Annotated in this window: 15 protein-coding genes; 9 read left to right on the forward strand and 6 right to left on the reverse strand. The window is 56.2% G+C overall.

Going from position 1 to position 15,129, the window contains the following annotated elements; all coding sequences use genetic code 11:
* Positions 1-53: 53 nt before the first annotated feature.
* Entirely contained in the window at positions 54-1,574 is a 1,521-nt protein-coding gene (locus AC2FLP_RS01600) for a trimethylamine methyltransferase family protein (protein WP_496681173.1), read from the reverse strand.
* A gap of 181 nt (positions 1,575-1,755) precedes the next feature.
* On the opposite strand from AC2FLP_RS01600, the gene AC2FLP_RS01605 reads away from it, so the two are divergent.
* From AC2FLP_RS01605 to AC2FLP_RS01625, 5 genes are all read left to right on the forward strand, one after another.
* On the forward strand, positions 1,756-4,191 hold the full coding sequence (locus tag AC2FLP_RS01605; RefSeq protein WP_496681170.1) for a GcvT family protein: 2,436 nt from the start codon (positions 1,756-1,758) through the stop codon (positions 4,189-4,191).
* 90 nt (positions 4,192-4,281) lie between these two features.
* On the forward strand, positions 4,282-5,253 hold the full coding sequence (locus AC2FLP_RS01610) for a LysR family transcriptional regulator (protein ID WP_299636856.1): 972 nt from the start codon (positions 4,282-4,284) through the stop codon (positions 5,251-5,253).
* A gap of 547 nt (positions 5,254-5,800) precedes the next feature.
* The gene (locus tag AC2FLP_RS01615; RefSeq protein ID WP_299894416.1) at positions 5,801-6,409 is read left to right on the forward strand and encodes a carboxymuconolactone decarboxylase family protein; all 609 of its coding nucleotides are present in this window, start codon (positions 5,801-5,803) and stop codon (positions 6,407-6,409) included.
* A 356-nt stretch (positions 6,410-6,765) separates the two neighbouring features.
* Positions 6,766-7,689: a polyphosphate kinase 2 gene (gene ppk2, locus AC2FLP_RS01620; protein WP_117868514.1), complete on the forward strand. Its 924-nt coding sequence runs from the start codon at positions 6,766-6,768 to the stop codon at positions 7,687-7,689.
* 107 nt (positions 7,690-7,796) lie between these two features.
* The gene (locus AC2FLP_RS01625; protein ID WP_496671654.1) at positions 7,797-9,167 is read left to right on the forward strand and encodes an MATE family efflux transporter; all 1,371 of its coding nucleotides are present in this window, start codon (positions 7,797-7,799) and stop codon (positions 9,165-9,167) included.
* Here AC2FLP_RS01625 and AC2FLP_RS01630 read toward each other — a convergent pair.
* Together AC2FLP_RS01630 and AC2FLP_RS01635 are read right to left on the reverse strand one after the other, a co-directional pair.
* Positions 9,164-9,565 (reverse strand): hypothetical protein, encoded by a 402-nt coding sequence (locus tag AC2FLP_RS01630; RefSeq protein WP_117868515.1) that lies wholly within the window; start codon positions 9,563-9,565, stop codon positions 9,164-9,166. The two genes, AC2FLP_RS01625 and AC2FLP_RS01630, sit on opposite strands and share 4 nt — an antisense overlap.
* Before the next feature lie 2 nt (positions 9,566-9,567).
* Positions 9,568-10,770 carry a pyridoxal phosphate-dependent aminotransferase gene (locus AC2FLP_RS01635; RefSeq protein WP_299894409.1) on the reverse strand — a complete coding sequence of 401 codons (1,203 nt, stop codon included), beginning with the start codon at positions 10,768-10,770 and terminating at the stop codon, positions 9,568-9,570.
* A gap of 50 nt (positions 10,771-10,820) precedes the next feature.
* Between AC2FLP_RS01635 and AC2FLP_RS01640 the strand changes: the two genes are divergently transcribed.
* From AC2FLP_RS01640 to AC2FLP_RS01650, 3 genes are all read left to right on the forward strand, one after another.
* On the forward strand, positions 10,821-11,255 hold the full coding sequence (locus AC2FLP_RS01640; RefSeq protein ID WP_496710044.1) for a helix-turn-helix domain-containing protein: 435 nt from the start codon (positions 10,821-10,823) through the stop codon (positions 11,253-11,255).
* Between the two features lie 29 nt (positions 11,256-11,284).
* Positions 11,285-11,509, forward strand: a complete 225-nt coding sequence (locus AC2FLP_RS01645; protein ID WP_117868517.1) for a succinate dehydrogenase assembly factor 2 — start codon at positions 11,285-11,287, stop codon at positions 11,507-11,509.
* Between the two features lie 77 nt (positions 11,510-11,586).
* Positions 11,587-12,084, forward strand: a complete 498-nt coding sequence (locus tag AC2FLP_RS01650) for a MarR family winged helix-turn-helix transcriptional regulator (RefSeq protein ID WP_299894401.1) — start codon at positions 11,587-11,589, stop codon at positions 12,082-12,084.
* 117 nt (positions 12,085-12,201) lie between these two features.
* Here AC2FLP_RS01650 and AC2FLP_RS01655 read toward each other — a convergent pair whose 3' ends face one another.
* Together AC2FLP_RS01655 and AC2FLP_RS01660 are read right to left on the reverse strand one after the other, a co-directional pair.
* The gene (locus tag AC2FLP_RS01655) at positions 12,202-12,903 is read right to left on the reverse strand and encodes a DUF1194 domain-containing protein (RefSeq protein WP_299894399.1); all 702 of its coding nucleotides are present in this window, start codon (positions 12,901-12,903) and stop codon (positions 12,202-12,204) included.
* On the reverse strand, positions 12,900-13,328 hold the full coding sequence (locus AC2FLP_RS01660; RefSeq protein WP_299894397.1) for a VOC family protein: 429 nt from the start codon (positions 13,326-13,328) through the stop codon (positions 12,900-12,902). Before AC2FLP_RS01660 ends, AC2FLP_RS01655 begins: the two co-directional genes overlap by 4 nt.
* A 174-nt stretch (positions 13,329-13,502) precedes the next feature.
* Here AC2FLP_RS01660 and thyX point away from each other — a divergent pair, with 174 nt between their 5' ends.
* A complete protein-coding gene (thyX, locus tag AC2FLP_RS01665) occupies positions 13,503-14,411 on the forward strand; it encodes an FAD-dependent thymidylate synthase (RefSeq protein ID WP_299636863.1) in 909 nt (302 codons plus the stop codon).
* 454 nt (positions 14,412-14,865) lie between these two features.
* On the opposite strand, the gene AC2FLP_RS01670 is transcribed toward thyX, so the two are convergent.
* The gene (locus AC2FLP_RS01670) at positions 14,866-15,072 is read right to left on the reverse strand and encodes a cold-shock protein (RefSeq protein ID WP_010439113.1); all 207 of its coding nucleotides are present in this window, start codon (positions 15,070-15,072) and stop codon (positions 14,866-14,868) included.
* Positions 15,073-15,129 lie beyond the last annotated feature (57 nt).

The raw sequence follows: 15,129 nt of genomic DNA on the forward strand, positions 1-15,129 counted from the left end.
TTTCTTCAGTGACCCTAACGGTTCGGCATCGTGCTGGGAATGCCCGCCATCATTCAGGGCAGGATACGAAAACGTCGGCGTATTTCGGCGTCTTGCTCTGAGGTGAGATACTCAGGGTGATGCGTGCTTAACACCTCTTGAGCGACTTGCCGCGCGGATGACCACGCATCCAGTGCACCGTCTGTTTGCCACGTGCGGGGCTCCTGACGATCGGCGAGCTTCGGATAGAAGTAATCTCGTTCCATGGCTTCATAGGTTTGCTCGCTGCCCAGAAAGTGCCCCTCGCCCAGAACCGAATGGCATATGGCGTCAAAGCCAAGGTTCGCTTCAGTGACCTCGATCCCGCGCAAGACGCGATATGTGTGCGAGTGCATTTCGTTGTCCAGAACAAAGGCCTCGAAGCTGACCCCGAGCAGAGATGCCGTCATCCCCGAGCTTTCATAAATCAGATTGCCTCCTGCCAGCGCTGCCGCCAGCGATGTGATGCCTTTTTCAGCGCCATGTTGGGCGTCGATGGCCTTGGCATCGGCCATCGAAGCGGCCACACCTGATGGCAAGCCCAGCCAGTTCGTGATTTGCGCTGACGCCGCATTCAGGATCGCAGTCTCTCCGCTGCCCCCTGCGAAAGAGCCGGTCCTGAGATCCACGATGAAGGGCCAGTTGGAAAAGATCATTGGAAAGCCGGGTTTGATCGTGTTGACCATCACGAGACTGGCCAGCGTTTCGGCCAGTGATTGCGCCAGAAATCCGGCCAGAGTTGCCGGGGCAGTTGCGCCCGCCTGCGCGGCCGTGATGCAGGACATCGGTATGTTATGGGCGATGCATTCATAAACCACATCCACGGCATCCTCGCCGTATCGCATTGGTGAAATGATCGGACTTATATGCGCTTTGAGGAAGGGGCGTTTGGCGAATTTCCCAGCCCCCCCGGCGACGATGTCCAGCATCTCGACGATCGGGCCGACATGTTCCGCCAACGTGAAAGACGTTGCCATTGGCTTGGTTGTGTTGCGTACCAAAGCGTAAACGGTGTTGACGTCCAGTTCGAACACATCGGGGACGTCGGTCGCCACGCAGCACCGGGTGAACCAACTGACATTGGCCAGCGTGTCCTGTAGCCGGGTGAAGTCATGTAGATCGGCCAATGTGGACGGGCGATAAAGCCCACTGTTCATATCAAGTGTCTGAACCGCAGCACCGCCGGTGCCAAAATACACGCGGTCTCCACCCACCTCGATGGACCGGTTTTCATCCCGGCCGTGGAAGGTGAACGTCTTCGCGGCCGAGGTGATGGCCTGTTTGACCATGGAACGGGGAAAAACCAGCCGGTTCTGTTCCCGGTCCTGAGCCCCCGCTTCCCTGAGGTCGATGGCCAGCCTTTCCGGAACATCTCCCATCCCCAACTCTTCCAGCAGACGCAGCGCGGTGTCGTAAATTTTCTCAATTTCCGAAATGCTTAAGGGCCTGAATGTCCCGCCTTTCTGACCGGGCGGGCAAGGATCAAAAACGGGCTTGGCCGCACGCTGTGCGTGCCGTGCCTTTCGACCGCTTCTTTTGACGCTCTCCGATGGCATTCGTTTACGTTACCTTGCGTTTTCCCGCACCGTAGGACCCAACTTGTCCCGGTATCAAAGAAGAAGTGCCGTTTTCAGAATCCGAAATCGCGGTTTCGATTTTCCGGCACCCGCAATTGCCCTGTTGTCTGCCCATCCCGTTATTCAGCAAGACTGGTGCCGAAAATGAAGGAGCAGTGCCATGAAGTCGCGTACCAGAGCCGTTGTGATAGGGGGCGGGATCGCCGGGTGTTCGACGCTCTACCACCTGACCCAGGAAGGGTGGACAGATGTGGTTTTGGTCGAACGGAATGAACTGACCTCGGGCACGACATGGCATTCGGCCGCGCAGGTAACAAATTTTGGCATGAACCAGACGATGGTCGGTCTGAAATCTCATTCGATTCATCTGTACAAGGAACTGGCCGACGATCCGGATTACCCTATCAACTATCACCACGCCGACGGTGGGATACGTCTGGCGAATACTGAAGGACAGATGCAAGGCTATCGTCACTTCGCGTCGATGGCGCGGGGGATGGACGTGCATTTCGAGGTGATCGATGCGGATGAATGTGCCCGGCGACACCCGCTGATTTCGACCGATAATCTCATCGGCGGGCTTTGGGATCCGCTGGACGGCGACATCGATCCAGCGCAACTGTGCCAGGCCCTTGCGCGCCGGGCACGCAAGGCGGGTGCCGAGGTGTATCGAAATACGCCGGTGACCGCGCTGACACAGCACAGCGATGACACTTGGACCGTGCATACCGAGCACGGGGATATCGACTGTGATGTCGTCGTCAACGCCTGCGGCTACAGGGTCAACGAAGTCGGCGCCATGATGGGTGTTCATCATCCTGTGTCGTCCATGGAACATCAGTATTTCCTGACCGAAGAAATCGAGGCTATCCGGGATGCCGGTCATCGGATGCCGCTGCTGCGCTGCCCGATCAGCGACTATTATTGCCGACAGGAAAAGAACGGGCTGCTACTCGGGTTCTACGAGCAGGGATGTAAGACCTGGGGTATGGACGGTATTGATCCGAACTTCGTGAACGCTTTGTGCCCGGATGATCTGGACCGTGTGACCGATGTGCTGGAAGGGGCCTTCGCGCGCATGCCTGCCTTGATGGAGGTTGGTATTCACACCGTGGTCAACGGGCCAATCACCTACACAATTGACGGGGCGCCTCTGGTCGGTCCAATCCCGGGAAAACGCAATGCGTTTTGTATCATTGGCCTGCGGGCCGGGCTGGGTGAAGGTGGCGGTCACGGATGGTTGCTGGCACAGCAGATCGTGCATGGCGAGGCATGTTATGACACGTGGTGCCTCGATCCCCGAAGGTTCGCCGGACATGCAAATGTGGAACTCACGGCAATAAAGGCGATTGAAGATTATCAGAACGAATTCAGGTTCCACTTTCCGCATGAACATCGCCCTGCAGGCCGACCCGCCAAGACGACCCCTCTGACGCCTGTTCTGGCATCCGAAGGGGCCGAGTTCACTGTGGTCAACGGGTGGGAGAGGGTGGATTTTATCAAACCCGATCCCGGATTTTCGCCGAAGCTCGGTTTCGATTTTGACGAAACCTTCGACTTGGTAGCTGCCGAAGTCGAAAGCACTCGAACCGGCGTCGGGCTTGCAGAGGTCAACGGGTTCAACCGCATCGAGATCACAGGATCCGACAGGCACGCATTCCTGGACCGGTTGTTTTGTGGATTTGTCTCTCGGCGTGACGGGCGTGTCGGGTTGGGATACCTGTTGAACGACCACGGTATGATCAAGGCAGAAGCGACGATTGCCAATCTGCCCGCCAGCGACCGGGGACCGGCCCGCGTTTGGTATGGCTCTGCCGCAGCGAGCGAATTTCACGACATGGATTGGTTGCGGCAACATCTGCGCAGCAATGAAGACGTTCAGTTGCGCAGCCTGACGAACGATCAGACCATTCTGGTTCTGGCCGGCCCGAAGTCGCGTTCTGTCTTGTCAGCCTGCGCCAGAGGAGATTGGTCGGCAGATGCGTTCCCTTGGCTCAGTGTGCGCGAGTGCTTTGTTGGTATTGCTTCTGCAACGGTTATGAACCTCAGTTTCTCGGGCGAGCTGGCCTACGAAATCCATGTTCCCAACGCCTCGCTCTATGCGGCCTATCTTGCCTTGCGCAAGGCGGGCGAAACGCACGGGCTGAAACTGTTTGGTGCCAGGGCTGTCGAGTCCATGCGCATGGAGAAGAGTTTTTTGCATTGGAAAGCCGATCTGATCACGGAATTTGATCCCTTTGAAACCGGTCTGGATCGCTTCGTCCGGTTGGACAAGGGCGCTTTCGTGGGGCGTGATGCCTTGTTGAAACGAAAGTCAGAAGGACCACGGCGCAAGCTGGTCCCTCTACGTATTGAGTCAACTCTCGGTCCGGCGCATCCTGGGGCTTCTCTGATGCAGGATGATAATGTCGTTGGTACTGTCACGTCCGGCGAATGGGGGCATCGCACGGAAATGAATCTGGCGCATGCCTTCGTTCATCCGTCCCTGGCGGAGGTTGGCCGCGAATTGGAATTGGATAGTTGCGGGAAACGAATAGGTGCGACAGTTATCAATCCAAGCCCATACGATCCGGATTTTACACGTATGAAAGCCTAGAAGCGAGCCTTTCGATCAACTTCACCATTGCCGAAGGGGCAATTCTTTGCTTCGCTAGTTTCGAACAAATCGAAACAATGGTCGGTTGCCGTGTCCAAATCTCTGAGTCTTCGATGGCTGGAAGTTTTTCAGCTGATCGCCAAATCCGGATCGATTCAGCAAGTCGCATCAGAAACAGATTTGTCGATCAGCACAGTTTCGAACCACCTGCGCAGCCTTGAAAGCGCGTTGGGCATTGAATTGGTTGACCACGGACGCCGCCCCATGGGCCTGACACCGGCAGGCGAGGTATTCGCTCGCTATGTGCGTGAGGGTCTGACTGTGCTGAAGCGCGGTGAGGCCGAAATTCGAACGGGAAACTGGCAGCACGCGACGGACCTGCGACTGGCTTTGATCGATGATTTTGACAATCAGATCGCGCCCGATCTTGTTCGTTTTCTGGCGCAGGCTCTGCCGCGTTGCAATTTCCGCCATTTCACCCGCCCCAGCCACGAAATTCTTGCCAAACTTCAGGAACATAAGCTTGACGTAGGCGTCGCCACTCGACCACTGGGTCGTACTGAGGGGCTGATCGAATACCCTTTGATGAGAGACCCCTTCATCGTCGTGGTTCCCAACAAGTTTGAAGGGTCTCCTGAAGAGCTGTTTAATCCAGATGCCAACCTGCCTTTGTTGAGGTATTCGCGTGACTATGTGATCGGCAAGCAGATCGAAACGCAGTTGGCCCGGAGCAAATACAGCCTGCCCAACCGGTTTGAGCTGGAGTGTAATCAATCCATCATCGGCTTGGTTGCGCAGGGCAGCGGGTGGGCAATCACGACCGCCGCGTGTTTCCATCGAACGCAGAGGTTTCACAACAGCGTAAAGGCTATGCCATTTCCCGGTAGCAACTTCGTTCGCACAGTGTCGCTGTTTACAACTGAAGTATACCCGGCAACGACATCGGTGCTGATCCAGAAGGCCATGAGCAAATTGATACGTCAGCATTTCACAAGACCGATGTGTGCCCGGCACAATTGGCTGAAAAATGAATTCCGTACCATGGAGATTGAGGGTGTGTAACCCGATTTGACCTGGCCGCCAAACAGCTGGCGGCTGAGGACACTTGAAAACAGTCGCTTGCGATATCCGCCTGCGGGATTTGTAATCCTTCCACCGGTTTCTTCTGCCTGCTTTACGCATCGCCAGGACGAGAGTTGATCTGAGTCCCAAGGTTCTACCACACTCACGGAGTGTCCTTGGGTTTGGTTTGATGGCCTTGCGCAGCCCGTTTGATCATGGCGCTTGCGGGGGCAGCAGTGTTGGTCGCCTTGAACCTGATCTATTGCCTGAAAGCATCCGGGAAATACCGGACCGCATTCGCTGTGGCAGGTGTTTTGCACCTTCTGGCATTGATACTATTCAGCAATGTCTCGGTGGTCTCAACGGTGTTGATGCTTGCTCGGCTTTGATTGGGTATGCAGTGTTGGTGGTTCGCAAACCGGACAGACGTTCGAAATGCAGTCTCCGTTGGTCGGCTCTTTTCGAAAGACTGTCGAATTCGTCTCGCCTCCGGCTCAAAGCGCTTCTAGTCTCTGAACAACAGGCAATCACGTCAACAGGAAGCCAAATGAGCTGGATCAGAACAATCCCATTCGAGCAGGCCACAGGCAGGCTGAAGAAACTCTACGACCGCGTCACGGGTCCGGACAACAATGTGGACAATATCATGATGGCGCATTCGTTGCGGCCGCATTCGATGGAAGGTCACATGGCGATCTACAAGGCAGTGCTGCATCACTCGGGCAACAAGATACCGAAGTGGTTCCTCGAGATGCTGGGCGTGTGGGTCAGTTCTCTGAACCGATGTGGATATTGCGTCGAACACCATTTCGCGGGTTTGCAGCGTTTGCTGGGCGATGAAGAGCGAGGAAATGCGATCCGGGCGGCGATTGAGGCGCGCGATCCGGCAGCCGCCCCGTTGGACGCAGCGCAAGTGGCGGCGATGACCTATGCACGCAAGTTGACTGAGGCTCCGGGCGATCTGGTCGAAGCGGATGTGACCGCTCTGCGTGACGCGGGGTGGGACGATGGAGAAATCCTTGAGATCAATCAGGTTTGTTCCTACTTTTCCTATGCGAACCGGACAGTTCTGGGGCTGGGATGTTCAACGGAGGGGGACATGCTGGGTTTGTCGCCCAATAACTCGGATAACCCTGACGATTGGGGGCATCGATAAAGCCTGAAGCAAGGGGTATCGGCAGATCCGGTGCGCTATACGGGCGCCAGCTTTGGCTATGGCCACGTCGGCCGAGGCCGGCTTGAAAATGTGTTATTGAGGATTCAGGCAAGGCCCGCTCGGGTACCACTAAACTCGGCGAATTCTTGCAACGTCAACTGCCTTGGCGCATCAGGCTTGCGCCGGTTCGGAAACAAATCGACTGGCGTCGCAGCTTGAAATACGGAGTTCGTATCGGAACCTCTGATCCGGTGTGGAATTCATGGGTTTTTGAGGCATCAATTTGACCCCAATCAAAGCGCATCCTTGGCCTTTCTGCTAGCTCCCCTTCGGGACAATAGAAAAGGAAAGATTTCATGGATGCCATTGCTCGGGTCAAAGTAGATTCAACTCAGACCAAGACTGGGCCGACCCCGGTTGCAGAGGTCGCAGAACCCAGCCCGGAAAAGATCCGGCAGGCGTTTGAAAGCGGCAAGTACCCCTACGGTCGCAAGATGGCGCGGTCGGTGTACGAAGAACAGAAGGCCAAATTGCAGGCAGAGTTGCTGAAGGTTCAGCTGTGGGCTCAGGAAACCGGGCAGCGCTTCGTTCTGCTGTTCGAAGGGCGCGATGCTGCTGGCAAGGGCGGTACGATAAAACGGTTCATGGAGCATCTAAATCCGCGTCAGGCTCGGGTCGTTGCCTTGAATAAACCCACTTGGGAAGAAAAGGGGCAATGGTATTATCAGCGCTATGTTCAGGAACTGCCAACAGTTGGCGAAATGGTGTTCTATGACCGATCCTGGTACAACCGCGCGGGTGTCGAGCGGGTGATGGGTTTTTGCTCTCCCAACGAATATCTGGAGTTCATGCGGCAGACGCCGGAGTTGGAACGGATGCTGGTGCGGTCGGGCATCCAGCTCTACAAATATTGGTTCTCGGTCACGCAGGAAGAACAGCAGCGTCGCTTCAAAAGTCGAGAGATTGATCCCCTGAAACAGTGGAAGCTGTCGCCGATTGACAAGGCGAGCCTCAGCAAGTGGGATGACTATACCGAGGCGAAAGAGGCCATGTTCTTTTACACCGATACGGCTGATGCGCCGTGGACGATCATCAAGTCGAATGACAAGAAGCGCGCGCGCCTGAATTGTATGCGGCATTTCCTGTCGACGCTGGACTACCCGGGTAAGGATCACGACACTGTGGGTGAACCCGATCCGTTGATCGTGGGGCAGGCGCATCACGTCATCCACCGGTCCGAGCATATTTTGGGTACAGCATTGCACCCGGACGCCCGTTAACCGCCAGGGTGCCTGCTCTTGCCGTGTGAGTAGGCACCGGAGTCTCATATTGAAATTTTGGTGATCTTCTCTTGTCCCGCGCCAAGCCCGCGCATATGGCTGGTGCAATGACAAAAGTGATGACCTATCCGGCCCACTTTCGGGCGATTGCCGTGCTTGGCCTGCCGTTGGTCGGTGGCCATCTGGCGCAGTTTGCCATCGGCCTGACCGACACTATCATGCTGGGCTGGTACGGGGTCGAGGCGCTGGCAGCCGTTACCTTGGCCAGCAGCTATTATTTCGTTTTGTTTTTGTTTGGCGCGGGGTTCGGTTGGGCTGTTATGCCAATGGTCGCCACCGCGGCGGCAGAAGGGGACGAAACCAGCATTCGCCGCTCGACCCGTATGGGGCTGTGGTTGTCGCTGCTGTACGCTGCGGTGGTAATGCCTTTGTTGTGGTGGTCCTATCCGATCCTGATCGCCATGAAGCAAGAGCCGCATATTGCTGAAACCGCGTCAGAATATCTGCGCATTGCCGGTTGGGGGTTGTTTCCGGCGCTTATCGTGATGGTGCTGAAATCCTACCTTGCGGCTCTGGAGCGAACGCAGATTGTTCTGTGGATCACGGTTGCGGCGGCGGTTGTGAACGGGTTTACCAACTATGCGCTGATCTTTGGCAACTGGGGCGCCCCGGAACTGGGCGTGATGGGCGCAGCGATCGCGTCGATCGCGACGCAGGTCGTTTCACTGGTTGCGGTTGTTTTCTATGTGGTCCGGACCCTGCCGGAACACAGCCTGTTCCAACGCTTCTGGCGGCCGGATTGGGAAATGTTCATCAGCGTATGGAAACTGGGCGTGCCCATTGGTCTGACAACCTTGGCCGAGGTGTCGCTGTTTGCAACATCAGCCGTAATGATGGGCTGGCTGGGTCAGGTCCCTCTGGCCGCGCACGGGATTGCCCTGAATCTGGCGTCGGCCACCTTCATGGTACATCTGGGGCTGTCCAATGCGGCCACCATCCGGGCCGGCAACGCGTTGGGCCGCCGGGACAAGGCGCATCTGGAAAAAGGTGCAATTGCCGTGACGGGCATGTCGCTGGTCATGTCCGTTGTGACCGTCATCCTGTTCCTGACATACGCCGAGCCGCTGATTTCTCTGTTCATGGAGGCCGATGATCCGCAGCGCGGACAAATTCTGGCTATCGGGACCGGATTACTGGCCATGGCTGCACTGTTTCAACTGGTCGATGGGGCTCAGGTAATTGCGCTGGGTCTGCTGCGCGGGTTGCAGGATGCCAAGATTCCCATGGTTATGGCGGCGCTCAGCTATTGGGTAGTGGGAATTCCAGCGTCATATTATTTCGGTTTCGTCCGTCAGATGGACGGCATCGGTGTCTGGCTGGGATTGGTGCTTGGTCTGGCCTTCGCGGCGGTACTGCTGATGGCCCGGTTCTGGTTGCATTCGGTGCGGCAGATGCAGGCGCCGGCAGAGCCTGCTTAATCTTTGCTCAAGCGGTCGGCCTTTTTCCGAACCAGAACCGTGCGCAGATCGTGCATCGCCATCAGCAACCTGTCGGTCACATCCTCAAGCTGTTCATCGCTTGCCTTGGACTGCGCCCATTGCGTGGTCAGATTCAGATAGTCGACAGCGCGGTGAATATCGTCAATGTCGCGCTGGGCCAGTACAACCCGGCGCTCTTCCATCCATTGGGCGATCTCTGCCTGATCCCGTTCGGACAAAGCCCGTTGCCCGTGCGGCTTGACCTCGCCGTTGCGGATGTTGACGACGGCTATCTGATCCATCTCAATCCGGCGTTGGCGGTTTTCTGTATCGATCCGAAACACGACGGCCCCGTTCTCACGGATGCGAAAGTAGTATTCGGGAAGGTCTGCAGACATGTTCACCTCAGAGATGCACAAAAGCGCTGTATACGACCGCAGGCTTCGGTCAGGGCTGCATCGGACGTAGCATAGCTGACCCGGAAGTTGGGTGAGAGGCCAAAGGCCGCGCCAAACACGACGGCGACATCCGCCTCTTCCAACAGGGCAGTGGCAAAGGCTTCATCATTTTCGATGACGGTTCCCGCGGGTGTTGTTTTGCCAATCAGCCCAGTGATTGAGGGGTAGACATAAAACGCACCCTCGGGTTTCGGGCAGGTTATTCCGTCAATCTCGTCCAACATGCGCACCACCAGATCACGGCGGCGTTTGAACGTTTCATTGTTCGGGGCCAGAAAATCCTGTGTTCCGTTCAGCGCTTCCACCGCCGCCCACTGGCTGATCGAGCAGGGGTTCGAGGTGGATTGCGACTGGATCTTGCGCATCGCAGAGATGAGTTCGACCGGACCGGCCGCATAACCGATGCGCCAGCCTGTCATGGCATAGGCTTTCGAAACACCGTTGCAGGTGAGCGTCCTGTCATACAGGCCGGGCTCCACCTCGGCAGGCGTGCAGAATTCAAAGCCGTCATAGGCCAGGTGTTCGTACATGTCGTCCGACATTATCCAGATATGCGGATGGCGCATCAGAACATCGGTGAGGGCCTTGAGCTCATCCCGGCTGTACCCTGCGCCTGTCGGGTTGGAAGGCGAGTTGAAGATGAACCATTTCGTCCTGGGGGTGATTGCGGCTTCCAGTTGTTCTGCCGTCAGTTTGAAGTTGTTGGCCAGCGTCGTTTCAACAACAACCGGCGTTCCTCCTGCCAGTAAAACCATGTCGGGGTAGCTTACCCAATAAGGCGCGGGGATAATAACCTTGTCACCGTCATTCATTGTTGCCATCAAGGCGTTGTACAGCGTTTGCTTGCCGCCCGTTCCAACCGAGATCTGCGCGGGCGTGTACTCAAGCCCGTGATCGCGCTTCATCTTGGCGCAAACCGCCTGCTTCAGTTCAGGAATGCCGTCTGGAGCAGTGTATTTGGTTTTTCCCGCTGCAATCGCTGCAACAGCAGCGTCTTTGATGTTCTGAGGCGTGTCGAAATCCGGCTCACCTGCGCTCAGGCCGATAACGTCGCGCCCGGCGGCTTTCAACTCGGCGGCCTTGGCTGTCATAGCGATTGTGGGCGAGGGTTTGACGCGTGACAGTGTCGCAGACAGGAAACTCATGGATGGCCTCGGTTTGTATGTTCAACCCGACTGTCATAGGGTGCAGCGGAATGACGATCAAGCCGTATGGACAATGTGAATTGGAGACCCGAGTGAATGAAGAAAAAGACTGGTATGGACCGGACTCTGCGACATTCGGGGACCGTTTGGCTGGCGCTCGCGAAGCGGCCGGAATGACCCAGGCCGAGTTGGCGCGTCGACTTGGTGTCAAGAAGACGACGATTGCCGATTGGGAAAACGATCTGTCCGAGCCACGCGCGAACCGATTGTCGATGATGGCGGGTCTGGTCAACGTCTCGATCATGTGGCTGCTGACCGGCGAGGGGGAAGGCATGGATGCCCCGGTGGGAGAGGGCGAAGGCGGTATGGAACTGTCAACCGCCGTGGCTGAACTGCGCGCCATTCGGGGCGAGATGCGGGTTTGTGCCGAACGTGCGGCGCGGCTGGAAAAGAAAATGCGCCTGATGCTGGAGCAGAAGAATTGAGTGAACCCCGGGACGTACGCATCAAGCGAATGAAAATGCGATCCATGCGGCGCGGGATTAAAGAAATGGACATTATCCTGTCCGCTTATGCAGATCGCAATCTGGCTGATATGGATGCGGCCGGGCTGGATGTTTTTGATGCGCTGCTGCACGAAAACGATCAGGACCTCTATCAATGGGTCACTGGTCAGGTGCGGCCACCGGCGCAGTTTGCCAGTTTGGTTTCAAGCATCGCGCAGACCTTTCAGAAATAAGAAAATACCAGCTTAACCGATTTTTCGGACTTTCAGGTCATCGTACCTCAAACAGCACGACTGAATCGGAGGGTCGGATGAGTATGGAAATGCAGGTCTCTGGGTTGGGAGCCAAGGGGTTCATGACCAGCTATCTTGAGGCGCTGGCCCTGGTGGAACGGCTGCACCGGTTGCTGCTGGACGTCATCAAGGATGAATTCGAGCGCGTTGGCGTGCTGGAAATCAACGCGGTTCAGGCGTTGCTGCTGTTCAATATTGGCGATCATGAAGTGACGGCGGGTGAGCTGAAGAGCCGCGGCTACTATCAGGGCAGCAATGTCAGCTACAACCTCAAGAAACTGGTTGAGATGGGGTATATGCACCACCAGAGATGCGAGATAGATCGCCGCTCTGTTCGCGTTCGTCTGACGCCAAGAGGCAGGGAAATCCGCAACATAGTATCCGACCTGTTTGCGCGTCACGCCGAAGGATTGCAAAGCAGAGGAGTGCTGGAGTTGGAAGGTATCGAAGACATCACCACGTCGCTGCGCCGCGTGGAGCGGTATTGGACGGACCAGATCAGATACATCTACTGACCGGGGCTGTGCATCGGACGGAATTAAAACCGTCCTGCACTGATGCACAGGCTTGGCGGCCTTGCTCAAATGCCGGTCCAGGGAACGGACCCGTGACAGCAGCAAACAGACGCGGAGTTATTGTGAGTCTTCATCGAGCGCACCAATCTGCAAACCGCTCAACTCCCGTTTCAGCTTTTTTCGCATGGCCCGTTCAAAATCCTCGAACCCCTGAGCGACTTCCAAAAAGGCGCCAGGACCATGCAAGACATTGTTTTCAAAGAAGGGAATCAGATAGAGTTCGCCTTCAAAATCAGCCGCGTTGATCACGAGGCCATTCACCACAACGTCCTGAAAGGGGAAGTGCCGATAGGCTATCTGCGGCCCGTAGCCATCGTTGTTGGAGCCATCCCCGGACAGATCAATTGTTTGAAACAAGCACTCGGGTGCTTGATTCATCAAGGTGGACCCGAAGGCAAGGGCATAGCCCATGGCGGTCGCGGATCCGGTATCCGATCGTACTGAATCACTTATCTGACCGGATGCGAAAAGCAGGTCAGAAATATCTTCGATCAGCAACCAATTCAAAATGACATGCTGCGTGGAACGTCCGCTCCATTCGTAAACAGCTAAGGCAACCGGCATGGGAGAAGAGAAAAAGGCCTCTTGCACGTCGGGTGCGATCAGCGCGGCGGCCAGTCCCTGCCGTTGCAGCATGTCCTCGGCCTCATCGACCGAAACCGAAATGTCCATCGCCAGTGCAAGGGCCAGACGACATTGTTCAGCCTTGATCGGGCTGGCCAGGACGGCCAACCCAAGTGTTATGACCCACCGGATCACCAGTGGCCGATGCTTTCCATGCTAGTCCAAGGTTCCTTGGGCTCCAGAGCATCGCCGTTTTGCAGAAGCTCGATCGAGATATTGTCGGGCGATCGTACAAAGGCCATACGACCGTCACGCGGAGGTCGATTGATCGTAACACCATTGTCCTGAAGGTGCCGGCAAACCTCGTAGATGTTGTCGACGCCGTAAGCGAGGTGGCCGAAGTGGCGGCTGTCGCTGGGCAGGTCGTCATCACCGTCCCAATTGTAGGTCAGTTCAATCGGAGCGTCTTCTTGTCCCGGAGGGGCCATGAAAACCAGTGAAAAGCGCCCGGCTTCACTGTCATAGCGGCGTGTCTCCTTCAGGCCCAGAAGTTCATAAAACGCCATGGATTTTTCCAGATCCTTCACGCGGACCATGGTGTGAAGATATGTCAGCGCCATTTGGCCATCCTTTTCGACTCAGTTTGCAAACAGCTTAGCGCGCCAACCTAGTGTGTCGAGAGCGCTGGGTATGGCGAATTGAAAATTGCGCGGGTTGCGGCATATATCGCGGTTCCGGTGTTGCGATTGGCGAGATATAGTAGGGGGCGACTCATTGCCAGAAAGGAAAATTTGATGCCGCTGTCCGCTGACCAACAGGCCGAGATCGAAGCGCAACGTGCGCAATCGCATCCCACTCGTCGCGTCGTTTCAGCGGGAATGGAAGATCACCTGTATACCGCGCATCAGGTTCTGGATCACGGTTTTGTTCGCGTCATTGACTACATGGGCGATGACGCCGCTATCTGTCAGGCTGCACGTGTGTCTTACGGCAAAGGAACCAAATCAGTTCAGAATGACGAAGGTCTGATCCGGTATCTGATGCGGCACTGGCATTCGACCCCTTTCGAAATGTGCGAGGTCAAACTGCATGTGAAGCTGCCGGTCTTCGTGGCGCGGCAGTGGATTCGGCACCGCACGGCCAATGTAAATGAGTATTCGGCGCGGTATTCGATTCTGGATCGTGAGTTCTATATTCCCGCACCCGAACATGTCGCCGCCCAATCAGAGGTGAACAATCAGGGCCGTGGCTCGGCTCTGGAAGGGGAAGAGGCTGCACGTGTCCTGGACATCCTGAAGGCAGACAGTGCCCGGTGTTACGACAATTACGAGGCGATGATCAGTCAGGACGGGCAGCAGGGTCTGGCACGTGAACTGGCGCGGATGAACCTGCCCGCAAACATCTATACGCAGTGGTACTGGAAGGTCGACCTTCACAACCTGTTCCACTTCCTGCGATTGCGCGCTGACCCTCATGCTCAGTACGAAATCCGCGTCTACGCTGATGCGATGTGCAAGATCGTCGCCGACTGGGTACCATTTGCCTACAAGGCCTTCGAAGACTACCGCCTTGGTGCCGTCAACCTGTCCGCTCAGATGGTCGAAAGCCTGCGGCGCATGCTGGCGGGCGAGGACGTCACACAGGAAAGCTCGGGTATGACGGCTCGAGAATGGCGCGAGTTCGAAGAGATCATTCGCAAATAGAACTTGAATTCGCACAGCGGTAGTTTATCCGGATTGTCATGGGATCGGAACGCTGGTTCCATGGCTCTTTTACTCAAGCTTGCAAATATTTCACGTGTGTCCGGGCTTGCATTGCATGTGCAGGCTGACGGCTCATTGCTTGGATTTGGTGAGGACTGTCGCACGTTTGCTCCAGAAACTAGAACGGCAATACTGAGCGGAAGGCGTGGCAACGTGCGTGCGCGGGCCCAGGCAGTTTGCGTAAGTCTGGACTATCCGGCTTGGAGGCTCGACCGCGGTCGTGACATACGCGAACGGGGTTTCCAGCACCGCGAAAAAGGACACAGACCAATACTGCCACGCCGATGCGAAGTCAGCGTGAGAACAATGGAACGAGACCGGTGAGGGGTGGCTGACGGCCGGAAAATTGGCCGCCATCCTTAATTGATTCACCCTGCAATCAGCGGGGATGTCGTTACAAGGGCTTCAAATCAGAAGCCATTTGCCGACCGTCGCGTCCGTCCTCCAACTCGTAAGAGACTTTCTGATTGTCAGCGAGTCCGGTAAGGCCGGACCGTTCTACGGCCGAGATATGTACAAACACATCTTTGCCCCCTTCATCAGGGGCAATAAAACCATATCCTTTGGTGGTATTGAACCATTTCACGGTGCCGGTAGGCATGTCCCGTGTCTCCTTCTACTTACGCATTGTCCCACAAATTGGTGGGGGCTGTGGTGA

The organism is Ruegeria sp. CDSA141 (assembly GCF_059612005.1).

Coding starts and splice junctions, on each gene's coding strand:
- AC2FLP_RS01600 (WP_496681173.1), bottom strand. CDS start 1,574: ATGCCATCGGAGAGCGTCAAAAGAAGCGGTCGAAAGGCACGGCACGCA.
- ppk2 (WP_117868514.1), top strand. CDS start 6,766: ATGGATGCCATTGCTCGGGTCAAAGTAGATTCAACTCAGACCAAGACT.
- AC2FLP_RS01625 (WP_496671654.1), top strand. CDS start 7,797: ATGACAAAAGTGATGACCTATCCGGCCCACTTTCGGGCGATTGCCGTG.
- thyX (WP_299636863.1), top strand. CDS start 13,503: ATGCCGCTGTCCGCTGACCAACAGGCCGAGATCGAAGCGCAACGTGCG.
- AC2FLP_RS01660 (WP_299894397.1), bottom strand. CDS start 13,328: ATGGCGCTGACATATCTTCACACCATGGTCCGCGTGAAGGATCTGGAA.
- AC2FLP_RS01630 (WP_117868515.1), bottom strand. CDS start 9,565: ATGTCTGCAGACCTTCCCGAATACTACTTTCGCATCCGTGAGAACGGG.
- AC2FLP_RS01635 (WP_299894409.1), bottom strand. CDS start 10,770: ATGAGTTTCCTGTCTGCGACACTGTCACGCGTCAAACCCTCGCCCACA.
- AC2FLP_RS01640 (WP_496710044.1), top strand. CDS start 10,821: ATGACGATCAAGCCGTATGGACAATGTGAATTGGAGACCCGAGTGAAT.
- AC2FLP_RS01645 (WP_117868517.1), top strand. CDS start 11,285: ATGAAAATGCGATCCATGCGGCGCGGGATTAAAGAAATGGACATTATC.
- AC2FLP_RS01670 (WP_010439113.1), bottom strand. CDS start 15,072: ATGCCTACCGGCACCGTGAAATGGTTCAATACCACCAAAGGATATGGT.
- AC2FLP_RS01650 (WP_299894401.1), top strand. CDS start 11,587: ATGAGTATGGAAATGCAGGTCTCTGGGTTGGGAGCCAAGGGGTTCATG.
- AC2FLP_RS01615 (WP_299894416.1), top strand. CDS start 5,801: ATGAGCTGGATCAGAACAATCCCATTCGAGCAGGCCACAGGCAGGCTG.
- AC2FLP_RS01605 (WP_496681170.1), top strand. CDS start 1,756: ATGAAGTCGCGTACCAGAGCCGTTGTGATAGGGGGCGGGATCGCCGGG.